The sequence below is a fragment of the Agrobacterium sp. 5Ca50 genome (genome assembly GCF_055381905.1).
In genome coordinates this window covers 871,848-891,524 of sequence record NZ_AP026438.1, presented here as the reverse complement: position 1 = coordinate 891,524, position 19,677 = coordinate 871,848, and the positions used below count along the sequence as shown (strand labels likewise).

Here is a 19,677-nt window from a genome sequence, read left to right as displayed (position 1 = left end):
CACCAAAGCTTCAATCACCCATCACCTCAGTTTCACAAACTCTGCGTACCCGACACAGCATAGTTTTAGTGCCAACCGACAGGTGAATTTAATGACCAAAACACTTCTTGCTTCTGTTGCTATTTTTGCGATCTCCGGCTTCTCGGCAATTGCCGCCGAAAAAGAATTCCCTGCCAAGCTCGTTTCGCATGCCATTCTGCCTGCCAATACCATTATCCCAGCACCGGCAGATGCGCCTGAACACCTCAAAACATCTGCCAAGTTCACGACAGCAGATCGCAAGCGCGCTGAGGGTCTCGGCACGGTTCCGGGCATGGACGGCGTTCGGCCAACTGGCCTTTCCATGCCGTTCAACGGTCAGGCCATGCAGGGCTTTTCCGGCATCAAGGCGATGGAAGATGGCACCTTCTGGAGCCTTTCCGACAATGGTTTCGGTTCGAAGATCAACTCCAGCGATTCCATGCTGATGTTGCACCACCTTTCCTTCGATTGGGATGCAGGCGAGGTGAATGCGCAGGAAACCGTGTTCCTGTCCGACCCGGACAGAAAGGCTCCCTTCCCAATCGTCATGGAAGGTTCCGACAGGCGTTACCTGACCGGCGCTGATTTTGACGTTGAGTCCATCCAGCCTGTTGCAGACGGTTTCTGGATTGGTGAAGAATTCGGACCTTATATCCTGAAGTTCTCCCGTGACGGCAAGCTGACCGATGTCATCGCCACCAAGGCTGGCGAGATCGACGTGAAGTCGCCTGATCATCCTACCCTGACCCTGCCGGGTAACCCGACACAGAAAATGCCTGCTTTCAACCTGAAGCGTTCAGGCGGTTATGAAGGCATGGCCATGTCCAAGGACGGCTCCAAGCTGTACGGCATGCTGGAAGGCCCACTCTACACCGCTGATGGCCAGGTGGAAAAAACCGAAGACGGAGCAACCGGCCTTCGTATCATCGAGTTGGATGTTGCCTCGAAGTCCTGGACAGGCCGCACATGGCTTTACCCGCTGGCCGAAGGTGGCGAAGCGATCGGCGACTTCAACATGCTCGACGAAACCACCGCTTTGGTCATCGAACGTGACAATGGTGCCGGTACTGCCGACAAGGCCTGCGCCGACCCGAAGAAGCCTGAGACCAACTGCTTTGCCGTTCCGTCAAAGGTCAAGCGCATCTACAAAATCGAGTTCAACGATACCAATGTTGGCAAGGCTGCCCGCAAGATCGGTTACATCGACCTGCTGAAGATTTCCGATCCGGACAACAAGAAGCGTCAGGGTGGCGGCGAAGGTTTCTATGACATGCCGTTCGTTACCATCGAGAATGTTGACCGCGTTGACGCGACACACATCATCGTTGGCAATGACAACAACCTGCCCTTCTCGGCCGGTCGTGCACTCGACAAGGCAGACGACAATGAATTCGTTCTGCTTGAGGTCAAAGACCTGCTGGATGCCAAGTAACTAAGACAAACAGAAGCGCTGCCGGGATATCGGCAGCGCTTCTGATTTTATTCGAAAACGAAAGCCAGCTTCTTGCCGGTTAGTTTTGCCAGCTGCTGCAAACGGCCTTCAAGCCGTTCACCGGCAAAATCGCAATAGTCATGCGGCACCACGAACTCCAGATCGACATCCGGGTTTTCCGAAACGCGGAAACGCAGGTGATCAATCACACCGGGCATGGAGGCAGAGAACAAGTAGACCACACGCAACATGCCACCCACCAGCTTGGCCAGTTCCGACAGGCGGTCACCGGCAATCGCCGTCAACGGCTTGGTCGTGCCGTCATCATTGAGGCCTTCGAAGCGGTAGTAGTTGGCAAGTGCGATATAGGCGCGGCCGGGATGGCTGATGCCAACAAAGGAGGAGTGGGCGATGATGTTGACGGCCTGCAAACCGCGATAATCCGGATGTGCGCGCCAGCTGATATCGGCCAGAAGGCAGGCGGCACGCCGGTAGCGGCTTTCTTCCACCGTTTCCTCAATGCCGAAGACCGGTATAGTCCGACCGCTCCAGTCTTCCAGCTCACGGGCATGTTCGGGCGAACGTGCACGCAGAATGGCAAGCTCATCGGCAGAGACCAGCAGCGGATCGGTATCCTGATCCTCTTCGCTGAGCAGCGAATAGAGATAACCTTCGCGCACGCCCTGAGCAGAAAACACCACTTTGGAAGGTTTCATCGCTTCCAGCACTTCACGCATGGCGATGGCACCGTAGGGCAAAAGCGAACGGCGGCTTTTTGAGACCGCCTGCCATGCCGGATCTTTCGAATCCTTGGCCGTGATGACGTCATCGAGAAATGCCAGCATTTCCTGCAACGGCACTTCGTAACCCTGCATCATGTGCAGCGGGTACTGGCGAATTTCCATGTGCAGCTTGGCAATACTGCGCCATGTCCCGCCAACCGCGTAGAAGGTACGGCCCTCGCCCTTGGCGAGCAGCTTGGCGGTCTTGATCTGTTTCTTGGCAAAGGTGGCGGCCTTTTCAAGCGAGCTTCCAGATGTCTCGGACAACCTGATACCACCGAGCGGCAAGGTAATGCCCTGCCCGCAGGATTTGCCCTTGATATCGATCAGTTCAAGCGAACCGCCGCCAAGGTCACCGGCAATGCCATCGGGGTCATAAAAACCGCTGATGATGCCGTATGCCGAATAGAGCGCTTCTTTTTCGCCGGAGAGGACTTCGATTTCGCAGCCCAGAATCTCTTCGGCTTCACGGATAAAATCAGGTCCGTTGCTGGCTTCACGCGCGGCAGCGGTTGCCAGCACGTAGAGTTTGTGGGCCTGGGCCTGTTCTGACAGGGCACGGAAACGACGTAGTGACGCAAGCGCGCGGCTTACCCCTTCGTCGTCCATACGACCGGTAAGCGCCAGCCCCTTACCCAGACCGCACAGTACTTTTTCGTTAAAAAGTACTGCCGGTGCACGGGACAAACCTTCATAAACGACGAGACGAACAGAGTTCGAACCAATATCGATGACGGAAACGGGGGCGATGCCGGTAAGCCGCCCCTGTGCTTCTGATCTTGTCATTCAGCCTGTTTCTTGCGAGCCGAGATAAGACCCGCAATCAGTTTTGGCGCACTGGATTTCAAGGCTTCACCACGTCCGGAAAGGCTGGGATTGGTCATGAAGTAGTGCTGCGCGTTGAACGGTTCCTCGCCCTTGCGCACCTCAATGCGCCTAGACGTTCCGTCGGCAAGTATCTCGTAGCTTTGCTGGTTGTCAATCAGGTTACCCAGCATGATCTGTGAAAGAACTTGCTCATGCACCGTTGGGTTAACCAACGGCACCAGCGTTTCAACACGTCTGTCAAGATTGCGCGGCATCATATCGGCGGAGCCGATATAGACCAGCGACTTTTCCGAAGGCAGGCCATATCCGTTGCCAAAGCAGAAAATACGGCTGTGTTCCAGGAAGCGTCCAACGATCGATTTGACGCGGATGTTTTCGGAAAGGCCGGCAACCTGCGGACGCAGGCAGCAGATGCCACGGATCACCAGATCAACTTCAACGCCTGCTTCACTTGCACGGTACAGCGCATCGATGATTTCAGGATCAACCAGCGAATTCATCTTCATCCAGATGGCGGCCGGCGCGCCATTCTTGGCGTGCTGGATTTCATCATTGATGTGCTTGATGATGCGTGGGCGTAGCGTGTAGGGCGAAACCGCCAGCTTCATGCCCTCTTCCGGCTCACCATACCCCGTGATGAAGTTGAAGATATTCGCCATGTCGTGGGCGATCTTCGGGTTGCAGGTGAAGAAAGAAAGATCGGTGTAAATCTTTGCGGTAATCGGATGGTAGTTGCCCGTTCCAAGGTGGCAGTATGTGCGAAGCTTGCCGTCTTCACGGCGAACGACCATCGACATCTTGGCGTGGGTTTTCAGTTCGATAAAGCCAAACACCACCTGAACGCCAGCGCGCTCAAGATCGCGGGCCCAACGGATGTTTGCTTCTTCATCGAAGCGCGCCTTCAATTCGACAAGCGCCGTTACCGATTTGCCGGCTTCGGCAGCATCAATCAGTGCACGAACGATCGGGCTGTCGTTGGAGGTACGGTACAGTGTCTGCTTGATAGCCAGAACATCCGGGTCGCGGGCGGCCTGCAACAGGAACTGCGCCACGACGTCGAAGGATTCGTAGGGGTGGTGAACAACCATGTCCTTTTCGCGGATCGCGGCCAGGCAATCACCGGCATGTTCACGCACACGCTCCGGGAAGCGGGCATTGTAAGCCTCGAACTTCAGCTCGTCGCGCGGTGCCTTGACGATTTCGGAAATCGTATTCAACGCCAGAAGGCCGGGCAGAACGGCGACGCGATTTTCCGGCACACCGAGTTCGTGGACCACGAACTGACGCAGGTATTGCGGCATTTCGCTGTCGGTCTCGATACGGATAACCGAGCCGCGACGACGGCGCTTCAGAGCGCTTTCGAAATAGCGAACCAGATCTTCCGCTTCTTCTTCAACTTCAAGATCGCTGTCACGGATCAGGCGGAAGGTACCAAAACCCTTGACGGCATAACCGGGGTAAAGCCTGTTTATGAACAGCCCAACCACATCTTCCAGCGTGATGTAGCGAATGGTGTTACCCTCATCCGGCAGACGGATGAAGCGGTCGAGTGCTGGCGGCAGGCGCAGAAGGCCGGTCATCGGCTCACGACCATGCAGGCTTTCCAGCTGCAGAACCATGGAGAAACCAAGGTTCGGAATGAACGGGAACGGGTGCGCAGGGTCGATGCAAAGAGGTGTCAGAACCGCAAAGATTCTTTCCTCGAACTCTGTCTCAAGCCAGAGGCGATCCTCATCAGCCAGTGCGGCAGGGCGCACAATGTAGATATCTTCCTTGGCAAGATACTGCTGCAAAACAGCAAGCGACGCCTGCTGCTCCATCTGCAGGTTGTCGATTTCCTTCAGGATGTCTTCGAGCTGTTCAGCTGGTGTCTTTCCATCCGGCGTCCTGACAGTGATAGACTGGCGGACCTGTGCCTCAAGGCCGGCGACGCGCACCATGAAAAATTCATCGAGATTGGCGGCGGAAATCGAGAGAAACCGCAAACGCTCCAGCAGCGGATGCGCGACGTTCAGCGTTTCTTCGAGAACGCGGCGGTTGAACTGCAACCAGGAAAATTCGCGGTTGATAAACCGCTCAGGGCTGTCCCACAAAGGGCTACGCTGAGGAGCTTCTGTAATGCCCTGTTCGTGACTGTCCTGTACTGCCGAATCCATCAACAACTCCACCCGTAAAACATTGTTCTGCCATTATAACAGTTTGACGACGGAACTGTGACAGTCAATCATCATCCATGTCATTGCCTGGTTCGTTCAAAACCTCTGCGGCCAGGGCTCGAGTGATGCGGATACCACGGGCAAGCGCCAGCCTGTCCAGTTTCTCCACCACCGTCTGCGCCGCATCCAGTGAACGTTCCATTCGCGCCACGATATAGCTGATGATTTTGTCATCCATGTAAAGCTGACGATCAGCAAAAAGCTTCATCAAAACCTGTGCGAGAAGGTCCTCGTCCGGCTCACCGATTTCCACCACGGTCGCCGCCTTGAGGCGCGAGCGCAGATCTGGCAGCGTGACCGGCCAGGCAGATGGCCAAAGCCGGGTGGTGATCAACAGTGATGTGCCGTTTTCCCGGACACTGTTGATGACATGGAACAGTTCCGTGTCATCAAAACCGTTGCGATCAGCATCTTCAAATATTACCGGACCGGTTTCGGCCTTGCGGGCGGCTTGGCTACCTGCAATGGGATGAATGTCGGTGGCACCGCTCTTTTCCCGCCAGATATTGGCAAGGTGCGACTTTCCAGAACCGATAGGGCCGGCCAGAATCACCACTGGCGACGGCCAGTTCGGCCATGCATCGACAATCGACACGGCAGCATTCAAAGGCGCAGACACCAGCAAGTCATCCCGGCTGGATGCAGTGACATGAGAAAAGACAAGTGGAAGCTGCTCGGCTTTTGGCCGGGCTCGGTCAGGATTTTGTGGGTCGTTCATTTCTGGCTCTGTGTAATCGTCTTGACGGCTGCTTCATCCTTTTGCCCCTCCCAAGGCAAAGCTTGCGCACGTCCGTGGTATAAATCGCTTTCAAGATATCGCGACAGGGCAAACCGCACGAGCACGCCCACCGCCGCTGCCGCCGGCACCGCAATCAGCAGACCGACGAAACCAAACATCGCACCGAAAGCAAAAAGTGCGAACATCAACCATACCGGATGAAGGCCCACGCTGCCACCCACCAGTTTAGGCTGGAGAACATTGCCTTCCATGAACTGGCCGGTGAAATACACGCCCAGAACAATGGCAATCGACACGTAATCCGCACCGAACTGTACGAGGGCTACGCCGCCGGCAATCAGCAGGCACAGCGTCGCACCAACATAAGGAATGAAGCTGAGCATGCCCGTTGCAAAACCGATCAGCAGGCCGAAATTCAGGCCAGCCAGAGAAAGGCCTACGGCATAATAGATGGCCAGGATAAGGCACATGGAGCCCTGCCCGCGCACGAAACCGGCAATGGTGGTGTCCATGTCGCTGGCGATCTGGCGCACGGTCTGCACATGGTCGCGTGGTATCCAGCTGTCGACCTTCTTGATCATGCGATCCCAGTCCAGCAGCAGATAGAAGGCAACAACAGGTGTCACCACCAGCAGCGACACGACGTCCAATAGAGATTTGCCGGAGTTCCATATCTGCGTCAGCAGCGTGCCAATAAAACCGGCGCCCTCTGCCAGCAGCTTGGAGAAGTTTTCACGGATGGATTCGACCTGTGCAGCCACCCAATCCGGCAGGATTGTCGAACCGGTGCCAGCGACAAGCTGCTGCAGAGACGAGATATAGCCGGGAATACGGGTGATGAAATCAGAGGCCTGCGCCACGACCACCGGAATGATGATGATCAGCGACAGGGCAAACAACAGCACAAAGGTAATCAGAATGACCACTGTCGCCATCATACGGCTCAAACCGCGACGCTCCAGCCAGTCGGCAACCGGATCAAGAAAATAGGCTAGCGCCATGCCTGCAACGAATGGCAGAAGGATGGAACTGAACACCGTCAAAAAGATCACAAAGATCGCAAGCGCGCCGATCCAGAAAAACACCTGGCGTCGCAAATTTGTGCCACTGATATGAGGTTGCATCGTCGGTTCCTTGTGGCGCAATCGCCTTTGCATTTCATCAGGAGATAGGATGCACCTACCGGAACGGTCAAGACTTGATCGGGTTTAAGGCCACAGCGAACAGGCAGAAGTGAGGAAAACGTGGTCAAACCCGTGAAAAAGCGGGACAGAGGCCCTGGTTACTCTTGCATAACACCCTCGCTCATGCGAAGGGCACGCCAAAAGGCGATAGCGGAGACAACAGCCATGAGCCAGTCCGGCAAGAACGGTCTTACCTACAGCGATGCAGGCGTGGATATCGACGCCGGAAACCTGATGGTCGAGAAAATCAAGCCTGCTGTTCGCTCGACGCGCCGCCCCGGCGCTGATGGTGAAATTGGCGGCTTCGGCGGTCTCTTCGATCTCAAGGCGGCAGGCTTCAAGGATCCGGTTCTGGTTGCGGCCAATGACGGCGTCGGCACCAAGCTGAAGATTGCTATCGACGCAGATTATCATGACACGGTTGGTATCGACCTCGTTGCCATGTGCGTCAACGATCTTGTCGTACAGGGCGCCGAGCCACTGTTCTTCCTCGACTACTTCGCAACAGGCAAGCTGGACCCGGATCAGGGCGCTGCCATCGTATCCGGCATTGCGGCCGGTTGCCGCGAATCCGGCTGCGCGCTGATCGGTGGTGAAACCGCTGAAATGCCTGGCATGTATTCCGATGGTGATTACGATCTGGCCGGTTTTGCAGTTGGCGCAGCCGAGCGTGGCCAGCTGCTGCCAGCCGGCGACATTGCCGAAGGCGACGTCATTCTGGGCCTCTCTTCCTCGGGCGTTCACTCCAATGGTTTTTCGCTGGTGCGCAAGATCGTGTCGCTGTCTGGTCTTGAGTGGAGTGCACCTGCACCATTCGCAGAAGACAAGAAGCTGGGTGAAGCCCTGCTGACCCCGACCCGCATCTATGTGAAGCCACTTCTCAAGGCGATCCGCGAAACCGGCGCATTGAAGGCACTGGCACACATTACCGGCGGTGGCTTTCCGGAGAACATTCCGCGCGTTCTGCCAAAGCACCTCGCCGCAGAAATCGATCTCGGTTCGATCAAGGTACCCCAGGTCTTCTCATGGCTTGCCAAGACCGGCGGCGTTGCAGCCAATGAAATGCTGCGCACCTTCAACTGCGGCGTTGGCATGATTGTTGTCGTCTCGGCTGAAAACGCCCAGAAGGTGACCGACGCGCTGACCGCAGAAGGCGAAACCGTATTTCCGCTTGGCCGTATGATTGCCCGTAACGAGGGTGATCATGGGACGGTTTACAAGGGTACGCTTGGTCTATGAGTAACCAGTCCTCGCCTGCCCGCAAAAAACGGGTTGTGGTTTTTATTTCCGGCGGCGGTTCCAATATGCTGGCGCTGGTTAAGGCATGCGAGGATCCATCTTTTCCAGCGGAGATTGCCTGCGTCATCTCCGACAAGGCGTCGGCTGGCGGTCTGGAAAAAGCCAGGGCACTTGGCATTGCCACCCTTGCCTTCGAGCGCAAATCCTTTGCCAGCAAGGCAGAGCATGAGAGCGCCATTTTGGCGGCACTTGCTGACATCAATCCTGATATCATCTGCCTTGCGGGTTACATGCGCTTGATTTCGGGTGACTTTATCGCGCCCTATGAAGGCCGCATCATCAATATCCATCCATCGCTACTGCCGCTTTTCCCCGGCCTGCACACGCATGATCGCGCAATTGCATCCGGTGCAAAGATTACCGGCTGCACAGTGCATTTTGTGACTGAGGGTATGGATGAAGGTCCGGTGATCGGCCAGGCTGCGGTTCCCGTTCTGGCGGATGATACCGCCGAAAGCCTTGCAGCCCGCGTGCTGACTGTTGAACACCAGCTTTATCCGCTTGCGCTGAAGCGTCTCGCCGAAGGCAAGGTGCGCATGGAAGGCGGCAAGGCAATCTGCGAAAGCGGCGCCACAGACGCCACCTCCTTTATCATTTCCGCTTAAGCCCCGAGCCGCCGAGGTTTAGGCTATTCGCCTTTACAGCGTCTGCCGGTTCAGCATTGCCCATTGCAGCAGGATGATTGTCTTTGCGTCGGTGATTTCGCCCGTGGAAATCATCGCAAAGGCATCGTCGAGCGACAGGGCGATGACTTCCAAGTCTTCGCCTTCGCTGTCGAGCCCACCGCCCTCACCTGCCTTGATATCCAGATCGATCCTGCCGAAAAACAGGCTAACCTTTTCCGTCAGCGTGCCGGGGCTGGCATACATGTCGAACAGATATTTGACGCTCTCGACAGCATAACCGCTTTCCTCCATTGCCTCGCGGCGAATGGCATCTTCGGCATTGTCGTCATCCAGCAGGCCTGCTGGCACTTCCAGCAAGAAGGAGGGTTCACCATTCATGAACACCGCCGGACGGAATTGGCGCACAAACACAACCATGTTGCGTGCCGGATCATACAGAAGAATGGCGGCAGCACTGCCGTGATCATGCACTTCTCGGTCAATGCGGATGACGCGGCCATCAGGCATTTTCTGGTCAAACACCAGTGTTTGCATATGCACGAAGCGTTTCCAGACGGTTTGTTTTTCAACCAGCGTAATCCGGCCATCATCATTGGCTGCCAGAGAGCCGCTATTCACCCGATTATCCACACTCATCTCCATTTCTAATTCCGCTGTCACGCACGACACAAGACAATCAGCATGTATCGTCGCGCCACGAGGTACGAGGCCTAATACCGTTTTTACCATCTTCATGGCGTCCGCAAGACAAGCTAAGCCTTACGCCTTGCGAAGCCAGACCTTGTTGTCGTGGAATGCCGCACCACCATAGGGGGCTGGCGAATCCGCACCAGTCAGCACATTGATGCCCTCGCCGTCGAGATGTGCCTTGTTTGGCCACAGCCCTTCAGCGATCAGCACGCCCACGCGCGCACCGGCGACGATCTTGGCGTGAAGCCGGACTTCGCCGCGTTTATTGCCAATGCGCACCACATCGCCATCGGCAATAGCAAAGGTCTCGGCATCCTCAGGACAGATCATCACTTCCGGACGACCTTCCTTTTGCAGCGATGTCTTGGTTTCGCTGAAGGTCGAGTTGAGGAAGTTACGCGCTGGCGACGTGGCAAGCCGGAACGGATGTTCGGCATCAGCCGTCTCGATCACATCGACCTGATCGGGAAACAGTGGCAACTGATCGACCGGCCCCATCAGGCCAACATTCTCTGGTGGCTTGTCCGGTGACGGACCATTGCGCCAATCAGGGCTGAAACGGAATTTTCCATCCGCATGACCAAAGCCCTGCAGATAATGGGCGACCTCAAAGGGTGGCTGGGCATCAATCCACTTGTCTTCCAACAGGGCGTCAAAACCCGGCCAGCCGCTGGCCGACAGAATGCGGTCAACATGTTCACGTGCCGTCAGGCCAAAACCCGGCATATGGCTGACGCCGAGGCGCTTGGCCAGTTCCTCGATGACATACAGGTTGGCGCGCACCGTTTCAGGCGGCTCCACCAGCTTGGGACCAAGGGTGATGTGGTTCTGTCCTCCGGCGCGGTAGATATCATCATGTTCCAGGAACATGGTGGCGGGCAGCACGATGTCGGCGACCTCAGCCGTTTCCGTCATGAACTGCTCATGCACCGCAACAAACAGGTCGTCCCGCAGGAAGCCCTGCTTCACCAACCGCTGTTCCGGCGTGACATTGATCGGATTGGTGTTCTGTATCAGCATTGCCGTCACAGGCCCACCATTGCGAAGCGCTGCGGCATCGCCGGTCAGCACACGGCCAATCTGAGACTGGTCAAGCTGGCGAATATCCGGATCAGCATAGGCCGTGCCCATCAATTCGGATTTGTCGAGATGGAAGATTTCACCATTGTTGTGAAATGCCCCGCCGCCTTCATACTGCCAGGAGCCGAGCACAGTTGCGATGGAGAGCGCCGCATGCATTGCAACCGCCCCATTGCGCTGGCGGGAGAACCCATAGCCAAGACGGAAGAAGCTCTTTTTGGTCGTGCCGACCAGCCGCGCAAAGGCCTCGATCTCCTCGACGGACAGGCCAGTGATTTGCGAGGCCCATTGTGGTGTTTTGCTTTGCAAGTGGGCTTCGAGCCCGGCGGGATCATCGGCAAATTTAGCCATATAGGCACGGTCCGCATACCCGTCACGAAATGCGATATGCATGACAGCACAGGCGAGCGCCGCATCAGTGCCGGGTTTCAGCACCAGCCCCAGATCGGCCTGTTTCATGGTCGGATTGTCGTAGATATCGACGACGACGATCTTGGCACCACGTTCCTTGCGTGCCTTCACCGCATGGGTCATGACATTGATCTGTGTGGCGACTGCATTGGTGCCCCAGATCACCACGACATCGGCCTTGGCCATCTCGCGAGGGTCTGGCCCACGCAATGCGCCGGTGCCCATCACATAACCCGTCCAGGCGGTATTGGTGCAGATAGTGCCGAAAAATCCGGAATACCGTTTGGCATGGCGCAGGCGCTCAATGCTGTCGCGCTGCACCTGCCCCATGGTACCGGCATAAAAATACGGCCAGACGGCTTCCGAACCATGTACGGCTTCTGCCTTGACAAAGGCATTGGCAATTTCATCCAGTGCGTCATCCCAGCTGATTTCCTGCCAGTCACCATCCCCTTTCGCACCCTTGCGGCGCTTGGGGGTCAACAGTCGGCCGGGATGATAAATCCGTTCGGAATAGCGGGCCACTTTTGCGCAGATGACACCTGCGGTATAGGTGTTGCTATTGGCTCCGCGCACACGGCCAATACGCCCTTCAGAGGTGATATCCACCTCAAGAGCGCAAGCGGAGGGACAGTCATGCGGACAAACAGTGTGTCCGGTGGTGGATTTGGGTGAAATCTGGGTCGCAACGTTCATCAGTTTTCTATATTGCAAGTGTGAGGCGGCCAAAAGTGCCAACTGACCATCATCAAGATTATTCATTAAAGGCATCGGCACGCATGAATTACCGCCATATCTATCACGCAGGCAATTTTGCCGATGTTCTCAAACACGCGGTTCTGGCACGGCTGGTTCGTTACCAGCAGAACAAGGACAAGGCTTTCCGGGTTCTGGATACCCATGCCGGTATCGGGCTTTATGACCTGTCCTCCGAAGAGGCACAGAAGACAGGCGAATGGCAGACCGGCATTGGCAAGCTCATGCAGGCCGAGCTTGCGGCACCTGTCGCCGATCTGTTGGAACCTTACCTCTCCGCCGTACGGGAACTGAACCCCGATGGTGGCGTCAAGCTTTATCCCGGCTCACCCAAGCTGACCCGCCTGTTGTTGCGCCCGCAGGACCGGTTGTCCGCCATGGAACTGCATCCGGACGACGCTCGGGCATTATCGCGCCAGTTCGAAGGGGATTTTCAGGTTCGTGTTACCGAACTGGACGGCTGGCTGGCGTTGGGCGCCCACCTGCCGCCTAAGGAAAAACGCGGCCTGATTCTCGTAGATCCACCCTTTGAGATCGCCGGTGAATATGAGCGTCTGGTCGATGGACTTGCCAAGGCTTACCGACGTTTTGCAACAGGCACCTATTGCCTGTGGTATCCCATCAAAAAAGGCGCACCGATCAAGGATTTTCACGAGCAATTGCAAGCGCTCGAAATCCCCAAGATGCTGTGTGCCGAACTTTCGGTGCGCAGCGACCGCGAAGAGGGATTGAGCGGTTCCGGCCTGATCATCGTCAATCCACCCTTCACGCTGAAGGATGAGTTGCACACGCTCTTGCCAGTACTGAAAACCATCATGGCGCAGGATCGTTATGCGTCCCAGCGGGCCTTCTGGTTGCGCGGCGAGGCCTGAAACCTCGCCGGCTGCGTGGTATCAGCCACTTGTGGACGGTTCGTCCGGCTCGGCCAACTTTGCCCGTTCAAACAGCAGAATGACGATCAGCCCCATGACCAAGGGAATGATCAGGTAAAACAGTCGGAACACCAGAAGAGCCGCAATGACATCTGCCGGGTTCATATCCGGCAGGCCGGTGACGAACAAAAGTTCGAGCACGCCAAGGCCACCCGGGGCATGAGAAATCAAGGCCGCAGAAAACGACACCAGGAAGATGCCGAGAATAACCATGTAGCCGGGGTTTCCGGCTTCCGGCAGCGCAAAATAGATGATGCCGGCCGCGCCGATCAATTCCAGCGGACCGATGATAAGCTGTTGTGCGACCAAGGGCGGGGCCGGATAGGGAAACACACGGCTTCCGATTTTCAGCGGGCGTGGTCTCAGCAGGCTTCCGGCGACATAAATGCCGCAAAGCACCAGCAATATGCATCCGGTTGTCCTTGAAGCACCAACCGGCAGCAGATCACCGAAGCGTTCGGTGATGTCTGGTTCATAAACCAGCACCAAACCGGTCAGGAACATTGTGCCGAAGAAAAAGGTAAAGGAGCACATGGCCACCAGAATACCCACTTCCGTGCCACTGAGACCTTTCGACGTATAAGCGCGGTAACGCACCACCGCACCTGAGAACACCGATGCGCCGACATTGTGCGACAAGGCGTAAGTGGTGAACGAGGTCAGTGTAATAAAAAGAAGGTTCACCTTGCGGCCAAGATGCTGCAAGGCGATCCGGTCATATCCGGCAAGGGCGGCGTAGGCCAGAAGTGTTGAAAGTGCAGAAAGCGACCAGCCTTTCCACGAAATCGCTGTCAGGCTGTCCCAGACATCATCAAGCGATAATCCGCGTACTTCATGGTAAAGCAGCCATATCGAAAACCCTATCGTCGCGAGGCCGACGACCGGCCATAGATATTTCTTCACTTTCATACGCACATGCCCGCTTTTTCCTCCCGGCAGCGTCTCTGCCTTGTTCACACTCCATCCTACCCATCAGCGTGATCACTGATGAATAACGCGACGAGACGACAAAAGGCTGCACAGCCTTTTCATCTTTCCGCACGCCAACGAATTAAAAGATTCGTCCAACTTTAGTCGTTATCTCAATAAACTTTCAACCTTTACCATCGCGTTTATCGTATCAAACAATAGTTGAAATCCCTCCAGAAAATGCGCGATGGCCCCGTTTTTCTGGGGTCTAAAGCTGATATAAAGCTGAAACACATTTCAGTTATCCATTCAGGTAATTGCCCGATGCCTCATGCCTACGAACGTCCTTACTGCCCATGAAACAATATGCAGGCATAATTGCGCTTGGCGTGATGGCGGTGGCCGCGGCAGTTTTCTTTCGTGAGGAAGCGCCTGCTCCTCAAAAACCGGCAGCGCCTTCACCCCAAATTCAGGCTGGTAACAACACGCAGACAACCGACACCGCACCAGTTGGCACACCGACACGCACCCTGCCAAAGTCCACAGATTTTGATTTTTACGTGCTGTCCCTGTCATGGTCGCCCAGTTACTGCGCCAGTTCGGAAGGCGCGGGCAACCGTCAGCAATGCGGCACCAACCGCCGTTACGGTTTTGTGGTGCATGGCCTGTGGCCACAAAATGAGAATGGCTACCCGCAGTTTTGTTCAAGCAGCGAACCGGAACGGGTTCCCGATGCGCTGGGCAGATCGATGTTCGATATCATGCCGTCAATGGGGCTGATTGGCCACCAGTGGCGTAAACATGGTTCCTGCTCCGGGCTTTCGCAAAAGGACTATTTTGCTGCCACACGGGCTGCCTTCGACGCGGTAGAATTACCGCCGACGATTTCACAAGGCCAGAACAATCAAACAATCTCTGCCGACGGGCTGGAAAAGGCGTTCATTGCCGCCAATCCGCGCATGAGCCAACAGGGTATATCAATCAGCTGCGACGGCGGACGTTTTGAAGAGGTCCGCATCTGCCTCACCCAGGATTTGCAGTTTCGCGCCTGTCAGCAAGTCGACAGGCAGGGCTGCCAGACAAAACAAATGACCATTCCCCCCATCCGATAGGAAACATCCATGGAACTGCTTTATTCCCCCGCCTCTCCCTATTCCGCCAAGGTGCGTATGGCTGCCCGCTATCTTAATCTCGGCATCAAGGACGTCAGCGTCGATACCAATGCCGAACCGGCGACGCTGATCGACAATAATCCGCTTGGTAAAATCCCAACCTTGCTATTGGATGACGGGAATTCGGTTTATGACAGCGTCGCCATCATGCATTATCTCGACAGACTTTCGCTTGGAAAACTCTATCCAAAAAAACATCAAAAACGCGCCGATGCGGAAATCCTCGAAGCACTGTGCGACGGCGTAATGGATTGTCTGCTCGCCATTGTTTACGAGCGCCGTTTCCGTCCGGAAGAAAAAATCCACCAGCCATGGATCGACAAGCAGTGGAGCAAAGTTACGCGTGCATTGGACTACCTCAACGCCAATCTTCCCAAAACAGGTAAAAAACTGAATGGCGGCCATTTCGCGCTTGCCGCGATGATCGGTTATCTCGACCTGCGTTTTGCTGGCGAATGGGCAACCGGTCGCGAAGACCTGGCCGCCTGGCCAGAAAAATTTGGCAAGCGCTTCAAGGACTATGCCGAGATGAAGACACCGGTATAATCAGACGCCTCATCAGAGCCGACATACAAAAAGAGCAGAGATGTCCGCCTCTCTGCTCTTTTTATTGCACGGTTTGCATCCAATAAAAGCGCATAAAAAAACCGGGGTTGTTGGCCCCGGTTTTCTTTTAATCGCGTTTCCGCAGATTAGAACTTCACGCCGATACCGACCTTAACGCTGTGGTCGTCGTAACCACGGGAGAAGGAGCCAGAGTCAAGTGTGTAGTCCTTCTTAGCGTAGTCAGAGTAACGGTACTCAAGACGAGCTGTGATGTTGTCAGTTACGAGAGCTTCAACACCTGCACCAACGGTGTAGCCGAGGGCTGTCGCGCTGTCGCTGGACGTTGCGTCACGCAGCTTGTTCTCCGAGATTGCGAGACCACCCGTACCGTAGATCAGGAATGGGTTCATGTCGTAACCAACGCGAGCACGCAGCGAGCCGTTTACGCCCTGCTTGCCGGAAAGACCGGTGCCAACTGCACCAGCAGAACCGCTTTCATCACCGAGGCCGATGTCTGCTTCTGCACCGTAAACGATCTGGCCATTCTGCCAGTTGTAACCGCCGTACAGACCGCCGCCGAAGCCCTTGGCATCGCGACCGTCATTGCTGCTGCTAAAGCGGCCCCAATCATAGTTTACGGTACCACCAACGTAAGCGCCGGACCAATCGGAAACTGGTGCTGGCTGCTCATAAGCAACTGGTGCCTGTGGAACTTCGTTGACCGCGTCAGCCGCCTTGGCTGCCGAGAAAGCTCCTGCTGCCATCGTGGAAGCCATAAGAGTTGCAACAAAAATACGCATGTCATTCTCCTTTTCACCACCGCATTGTGCGCTAAACCAAAGTCTCAACGCGGTTAAAAACAGTTAGGTTCCCTGCCCTTCTGGAAATTGAAAATGATGGGTGAATGAGGAGATCAAAAAGCCAAACTGTGAATTCTTTGTGGCGCGGCAGTGACTGAAGTTTGACGTTGCTAAAATACAACGAAATTTTATTAAGGATAACACTTCATTAAATTCAGACCAGTCGATTTTTACATGTATTTATTTAAAATAAACGCCAAATATACTTAAAACCCTATTCCTGTATAAACCGAAACGGCGCTGTACAGGGCTTCGAAATTTGAATTATATCGTCTCTATATATACTTAGATGCAGATATAAAGCCGGTTTCGATGGAAAAAATACCCAACACAGTCTTGATCACCGGCGCTTCCAGACGACTTGGGCGGGCAATTGCCGAAGATATGGCGGCTCACGGCTTCGCAATTGCTGTCCATGCACGCTCTTCCATCCTCGAAGCCGAAGAGTTCGCTAATACAATAAGGCGCAACGGTGGCAAAGCGCAGGCTTTTGCGGCAGACCTCGCCGATACCGCCTCAACATCCGATTTGATGGAAAAGGCCAGTAATGCGCTTGGTCCTATCGGAATTCTCATCAATAACGCCTCGATTTTCCGCAGCGATTCGGCTGAGATATTCGATTCGGCGACATTTGACGCACATTTTGCCGTTCATGTCCGGGCGCCGTCCATTCTGGCAGCCGGATTGGTGCACCAGTTACCGCAGGACATGAACGGTCTGATCGTCAACATTATTGACCAGCGCGTCTGGGCACCCAATCCACGCTTTTATTCTTATACCTTGTCTAAATCCGCACTTTGGACCGCAACGCAGACCATGGCGCAGGCCTTTGCACCCCGCGTGCGGGTGAATGCCATTGGCCCTGGTCCGTCATTTAGAAGTGAAAGACAGCGACCACAGGACTTTCAGGCGCAGATCGACGGCCTTATATTAAAGAGAGGACCGCAGCCGGATGAATTCGGCCGCACGGTTCGTTTTCTTTTTGACACACCGTCTATCACCGGGCAGATGATCGCCCTTGATGGCGGGCAACACCTCGCTTGGGAAACCCCTGACGTGGCGGAGATACCTGAATGAACGGACAGAAGCTGCCCGAGGGCGGCATTCTCTTCGATGAAACCGACGATGATGAAGATGACGCCATTGCTTCGTCCCCTGAGAACGAAGTCGCAAGCGTTGGCGCATCCATTGACTGGTCTGCCGGATGGAAAAATGAAACCGGCCTGAAGGGCATGGACCTGATTGCCGAGTTTGTGAAACACCTGCCGAACCGGCCGGGCGTTTACCGCATGTTCAACGAGGCCGGCGACGTGCTTTACGTCGGCAAGGCGCGTTCGCTGAAAAAGCGTGTGGGCAATTACGCCCAGGGCCGCTTCCACTCCAACCGAATTGGCCAAATGGTGCGGCTGACGGTGAATATGGAGTTTGTCACCACCCGTACGGAAACCGAGGCTCTGCTGCTGGAAGCAAACCTCATCAAACGTCTGCGCCCACGGTTCAACGTGCTGCTGCGCGACGACAAGTCGTTTCCCTACATTCTTATTACGGCTGACAATCGCGCCCCTGCGATCTTCAAACATCGTGGCGCGCGCGCCCGTAAGGGCGATTATTTCGGGCCTTTTGCGTCGGCCGGTGCGGTCGGACGCACCATCAATTCGTTGCAACGGGCGTTTCTTATCCGCACCTGCACAGACAGTGTGTTTGAAACGCGCACCCGCCCCTGTCTGCTTTACCAAATCAAACGATGTTCCGGCCCCTGCACGCATGAAGTCAGCGATGCGGGGTATGCAGAACTTGTTCAGGAAGCCAAAGACTTCCTTTCGGGCAAAAGCCAAAGCGTAAAGACCGCGATTGCCCGGCAGATGAACGAGGCGGCGGAAGATCTGGATTTCGAGCGCGCTGCCGTCTACCGCGACAGGCTAGCAGCCCTAAGCCATGTGCAGAGCCATCAGGGCATCAACCCGGCTGGCATTGATGAAGCTGACGTGTTTGCCATTCATCACGAAGGTGGCATTTCCTGTATCCAGGTATTCTTCTTCCGCACCGGACAGAACTGGGGTAACCGCGCCTATTTTCCGAAAGCCGATCCTTCTTTGCCGCCTTCGGAAGTCCTCAACGCGTTTCTGGCGCAGTTTTACGACGACAAACCGGTGCCAAAGCAAATCCTGCTTTCCGAGACAGTGGAAGAACAGGAATTGCTGGCGGCAGCGCTTGGCGAAAAGGCCAACCACAAGGTCACGATCTCGGTGCCGCAACGCGGTGAGAAAAAGGATATCGTTGACCACGTACTGGGCAATGCACGTGAAGCGCATGGCCGCAAGCTAGCCGAAACATCCTCTCAGGAGCGCTTGCTGAAAGGTTTTGCAGACACCTTCAACCTGTCTTATGTGCCACGCCGTATCGAAATCTACGATAACTCCCACATCATGGGCACCAATGCTGTTGGCGGCATGGTGGTGGCGGGACCGGAAGGTTTCGTGAAGAACCAGTATCGCAAATTCAACATCAAATCGACGGACATCACGCCCGGCGATGACTTTGGCATGATGCGCGAGGTGATGACCCGCCGGTTTTCACGCCTGTTGAAAGAGGAAGGCAAACCGGACCGCAACCAGGTAACGTCAACCGAGGATGCCGCTGACATGCCTTTCCCCGCATGGCCGGACGTTATCCTGATCGATGGTGGCCAAGGCCAGATGTCCGCGGTTCGTGGTATTCTGGATGAACTTGATATCCGCGATTGCGTCACAGCCATCGGTGTTGCCAAGGGTGTCGACCGTGATGCCGGCCGAGAGCGTTTTTTCGCCGACGGTCGCAGCGACTTTTCCCTGCCACCACGCGATCCGGTTCTCTACTTCATCCAGCGCATGCGCGATGAAGCGCACCGTTTTGCCATCGGCTCCCACCGGGCACGCCGCAAGAAAGAAATGATCAAGAATCCGCTGGATGAAATCAGTGGTATTGGCCCGGGCCGCAAACGCGCGCTTTTGCAGCACTTCGGTACGGCAAAAGCCGTTTCACGGGCCGGTCTAAACGACCTGATGAATGTAACCGGCATTTCCGAGGCGGTTGCCCGGCAGGTTTATAATCATTTTCACGAAAATGGCGCAGAATGACGATCTCCTCGTCATCTGCTTGCTAAAAAAAACACAAACAGATGTTGACGCTGACAGCGTGCGGCTTCATCTAAAGCT

General features: G+C 55.4%; 16 protein-coding genes. 8 read left to right on the top strand and 8 right to left on the bottom strand.

Annotated features, from left to right (window positions below; translation table 11 throughout):
* Nucleotides 1–91: 91 nt before the first annotated feature.
* The gene (locus ACZ5FM_RS04275) at nt 92–1,453 is read left to right on the top strand and encodes an esterase-like activity of phytase family protein (RefSeq protein ID WP_464039808.1); all 1,362 of its coding nucleotides are present in this window, start codon (nt 92–94) and stop codon (nt 1,451–1,453) included.
* 47 nt (nt 1,454–1,500) lie between these two features.
* Here the strand turns inward: ACZ5FM_RS04275 and ppx are convergent, their stop codons facing one another.
* From ppx to ACZ5FM_RS04255, 4 genes are all read right to left on the bottom strand, one after another.
* The gene (gene ppx, locus ACZ5FM_RS04270) at nt 1,501–3,021 is read right to left on the bottom strand and encodes an exopolyphosphatase (protein WP_250982923.1); all 1,521 of its coding nucleotides are present in this window, start codon (nt 3,019–3,021) and stop codon (nt 1,501–1,503) included.
* The gene (locus ACZ5FM_RS04265) at nt 3,018–5,219 is read right to left on the bottom strand and encodes an RNA degradosome polyphosphate kinase (RefSeq protein ID WP_250982924.1); all 2,202 of its coding nucleotides are present in this window, start codon (nt 5,217–5,219) and stop codon (nt 3,018–3,020) included. Before ACZ5FM_RS04265 ends, ppx begins: the two co-directional genes overlap by 4 nt.
* Nucleotides 5,220–5,283: 64 nt before the next feature.
* A complete protein-coding gene (gene hdaA, locus ACZ5FM_RS04260; protein ID WP_250982925.1) occupies nt 5,284–5,997 on the bottom strand; it encodes a DnaA regulatory inactivator HdaA in 714 nt (237 codons plus the stop codon).
* The gene (locus ACZ5FM_RS04255; RefSeq protein ID WP_192487470.1) at nt 5,994–7,142 is read right to left on the bottom strand and encodes an AI-2E family transporter; all 1,149 of its coding nucleotides are present in this window, start codon (nt 7,140–7,142) and stop codon (nt 5,994–5,996) included. Before ACZ5FM_RS04255 ends, hdaA begins: the two co-directional genes overlap by 4 nt.
* 225 nt (nt 7,143–7,367) lie before the next feature.
* On the opposite strand from ACZ5FM_RS04255, the gene purM reads away from it, so the two are divergent.
* On the top strand, nt 7,368–8,441 hold the full coding sequence (purM, locus tag ACZ5FM_RS04250) for a phosphoribosylformylglycinamidine cyclo-ligase (protein ID WP_250982926.1): 1,074 nt from the start codon (nt 7,368–7,370) through the stop codon (nt 8,439–8,441).
* Complete coding sequence (gene purN, locus ACZ5FM_RS04245; protein ID WP_464039807.1) at nt 8,438–9,106, top strand: phosphoribosylglycinamide formyltransferase; 669 nt, start codon at nt 8,438–8,440, stop codon at nt 9,104–9,106. Before purM ends, purN begins: the two co-directional genes overlap by 4 nt.
* Before the next feature lie 33 nt (nt 9,107–9,139).
* Here the strand turns inward: purN and ACZ5FM_RS04240 are convergent, their stop codons facing one another.
* The gene (locus tag ACZ5FM_RS04240) at nt 9,140–9,763 is read right to left on the bottom strand and encodes an NUDIX domain-containing protein (protein WP_464039806.1); all 624 of its coding nucleotides are present in this window, start codon (nt 9,761–9,763) and stop codon (nt 9,140–9,142) included.
* A gap of 123 nt (nt 9,764–9,886) precedes the next feature.
* Complete coding sequence (locus tag ACZ5FM_RS04235; RefSeq protein ID WP_464040418.1) at nt 9,887–12,079, bottom strand: molybdopterin-containing oxidoreductase family protein; 2,193 nt, start codon at nt 12,077–12,079, stop codon at nt 9,887–9,889.
* A gap of 8 nt (nt 12,080–12,087) precedes the next feature.
* Here ACZ5FM_RS04235 and ACZ5FM_RS04230 point away from each other — a divergent pair, with 8 nt between their 5' ends.
* Nucleotides 12,088–12,936 carry a 23S rRNA (adenine(2030)-N(6))-methyltransferase RlmJ gene (locus tag ACZ5FM_RS04230; protein ID WP_259145386.1) on the top strand — a complete coding sequence of 283 codons (849 nt, stop codon included), beginning with the start codon at nt 12,088–12,090 and terminating at the stop codon, nt 12,934–12,936.
* Nucleotides 12,937–12,957: 21 nt separating this feature from the next.
* Here ACZ5FM_RS04230 and ACZ5FM_RS04225 read toward each other — a convergent pair whose 3' ends face one another.
* Nucleotides 12,958–13,905: a lysylphosphatidylglycerol synthase domain-containing protein gene (locus ACZ5FM_RS04225; RefSeq protein ID WP_464040417.1), complete on the bottom strand. Its 948-nt coding sequence runs from the start codon at nt 13,903–13,905 to the stop codon at nt 12,958–12,960.
* Between the two features lie 356 nt (nt 13,906–14,261).
* On the opposite strand from ACZ5FM_RS04225, the gene ACZ5FM_RS04220 reads away from it, so the two are divergent.
* Both ACZ5FM_RS04220 and ACZ5FM_RS04215 read left to right on the top strand, forming a co-directional pair.
* Nucleotides 14,262–15,017, top strand: a complete 756-nt coding sequence (locus ACZ5FM_RS04220) for a ribonuclease T2 family protein (RefSeq protein WP_464039805.1) — start codon at nt 14,262–14,264, stop codon at nt 15,015–15,017.
* 9 nt (nt 15,018–15,026) lie between these two features.
* The gene (locus ACZ5FM_RS04215; protein ID WP_464039804.1) at nt 15,027–15,623 is read left to right on the top strand and encodes a glutathione S-transferase; all 597 of its coding nucleotides are present in this window, start codon (nt 15,027–15,029) and stop codon (nt 15,621–15,623) included.
* A 146-nt stretch (nt 15,624–15,769) separates the two neighbouring features.
* Here ACZ5FM_RS04215 and ACZ5FM_RS04210 read toward each other — a convergent pair whose 3' ends face one another.
* On the bottom strand, nt 15,770–16,423 hold the full coding sequence (locus tag ACZ5FM_RS04210; RefSeq protein WP_192487462.1) for an outer membrane protein: 654 nt from the start codon (nt 16,421–16,423) through the stop codon (nt 15,770–15,772).
* A gap of 372 nt (nt 16,424–16,795) precedes the next feature.
* Here ACZ5FM_RS04210 and ACZ5FM_RS04205 point away from each other — a divergent pair, with 372 nt between their 5' ends.
* Both ACZ5FM_RS04205 and uvrC read left to right on the top strand, forming a co-directional pair.
* On the top strand, nt 16,796–17,560 hold the full coding sequence (locus tag ACZ5FM_RS04205; RefSeq protein WP_464039803.1) for an SDR family oxidoreductase: 765 nt from the start codon (nt 16,796–16,798) through the stop codon (nt 17,558–17,560).
* The gene (gene uvrC, locus ACZ5FM_RS04200) at nt 17,557–19,599 is read left to right on the top strand and encodes an excinuclease ABC subunit UvrC (RefSeq protein ID WP_464039802.1); all 2,043 of its coding nucleotides are present in this window, start codon (nt 17,557–17,559) and stop codon (nt 19,597–19,599) included. Before ACZ5FM_RS04205 ends, uvrC begins: the two co-directional genes overlap by 4 nt.
* The last annotated feature ends 78 nt before the right edge of the window (nt 19,600–19,677 follow it).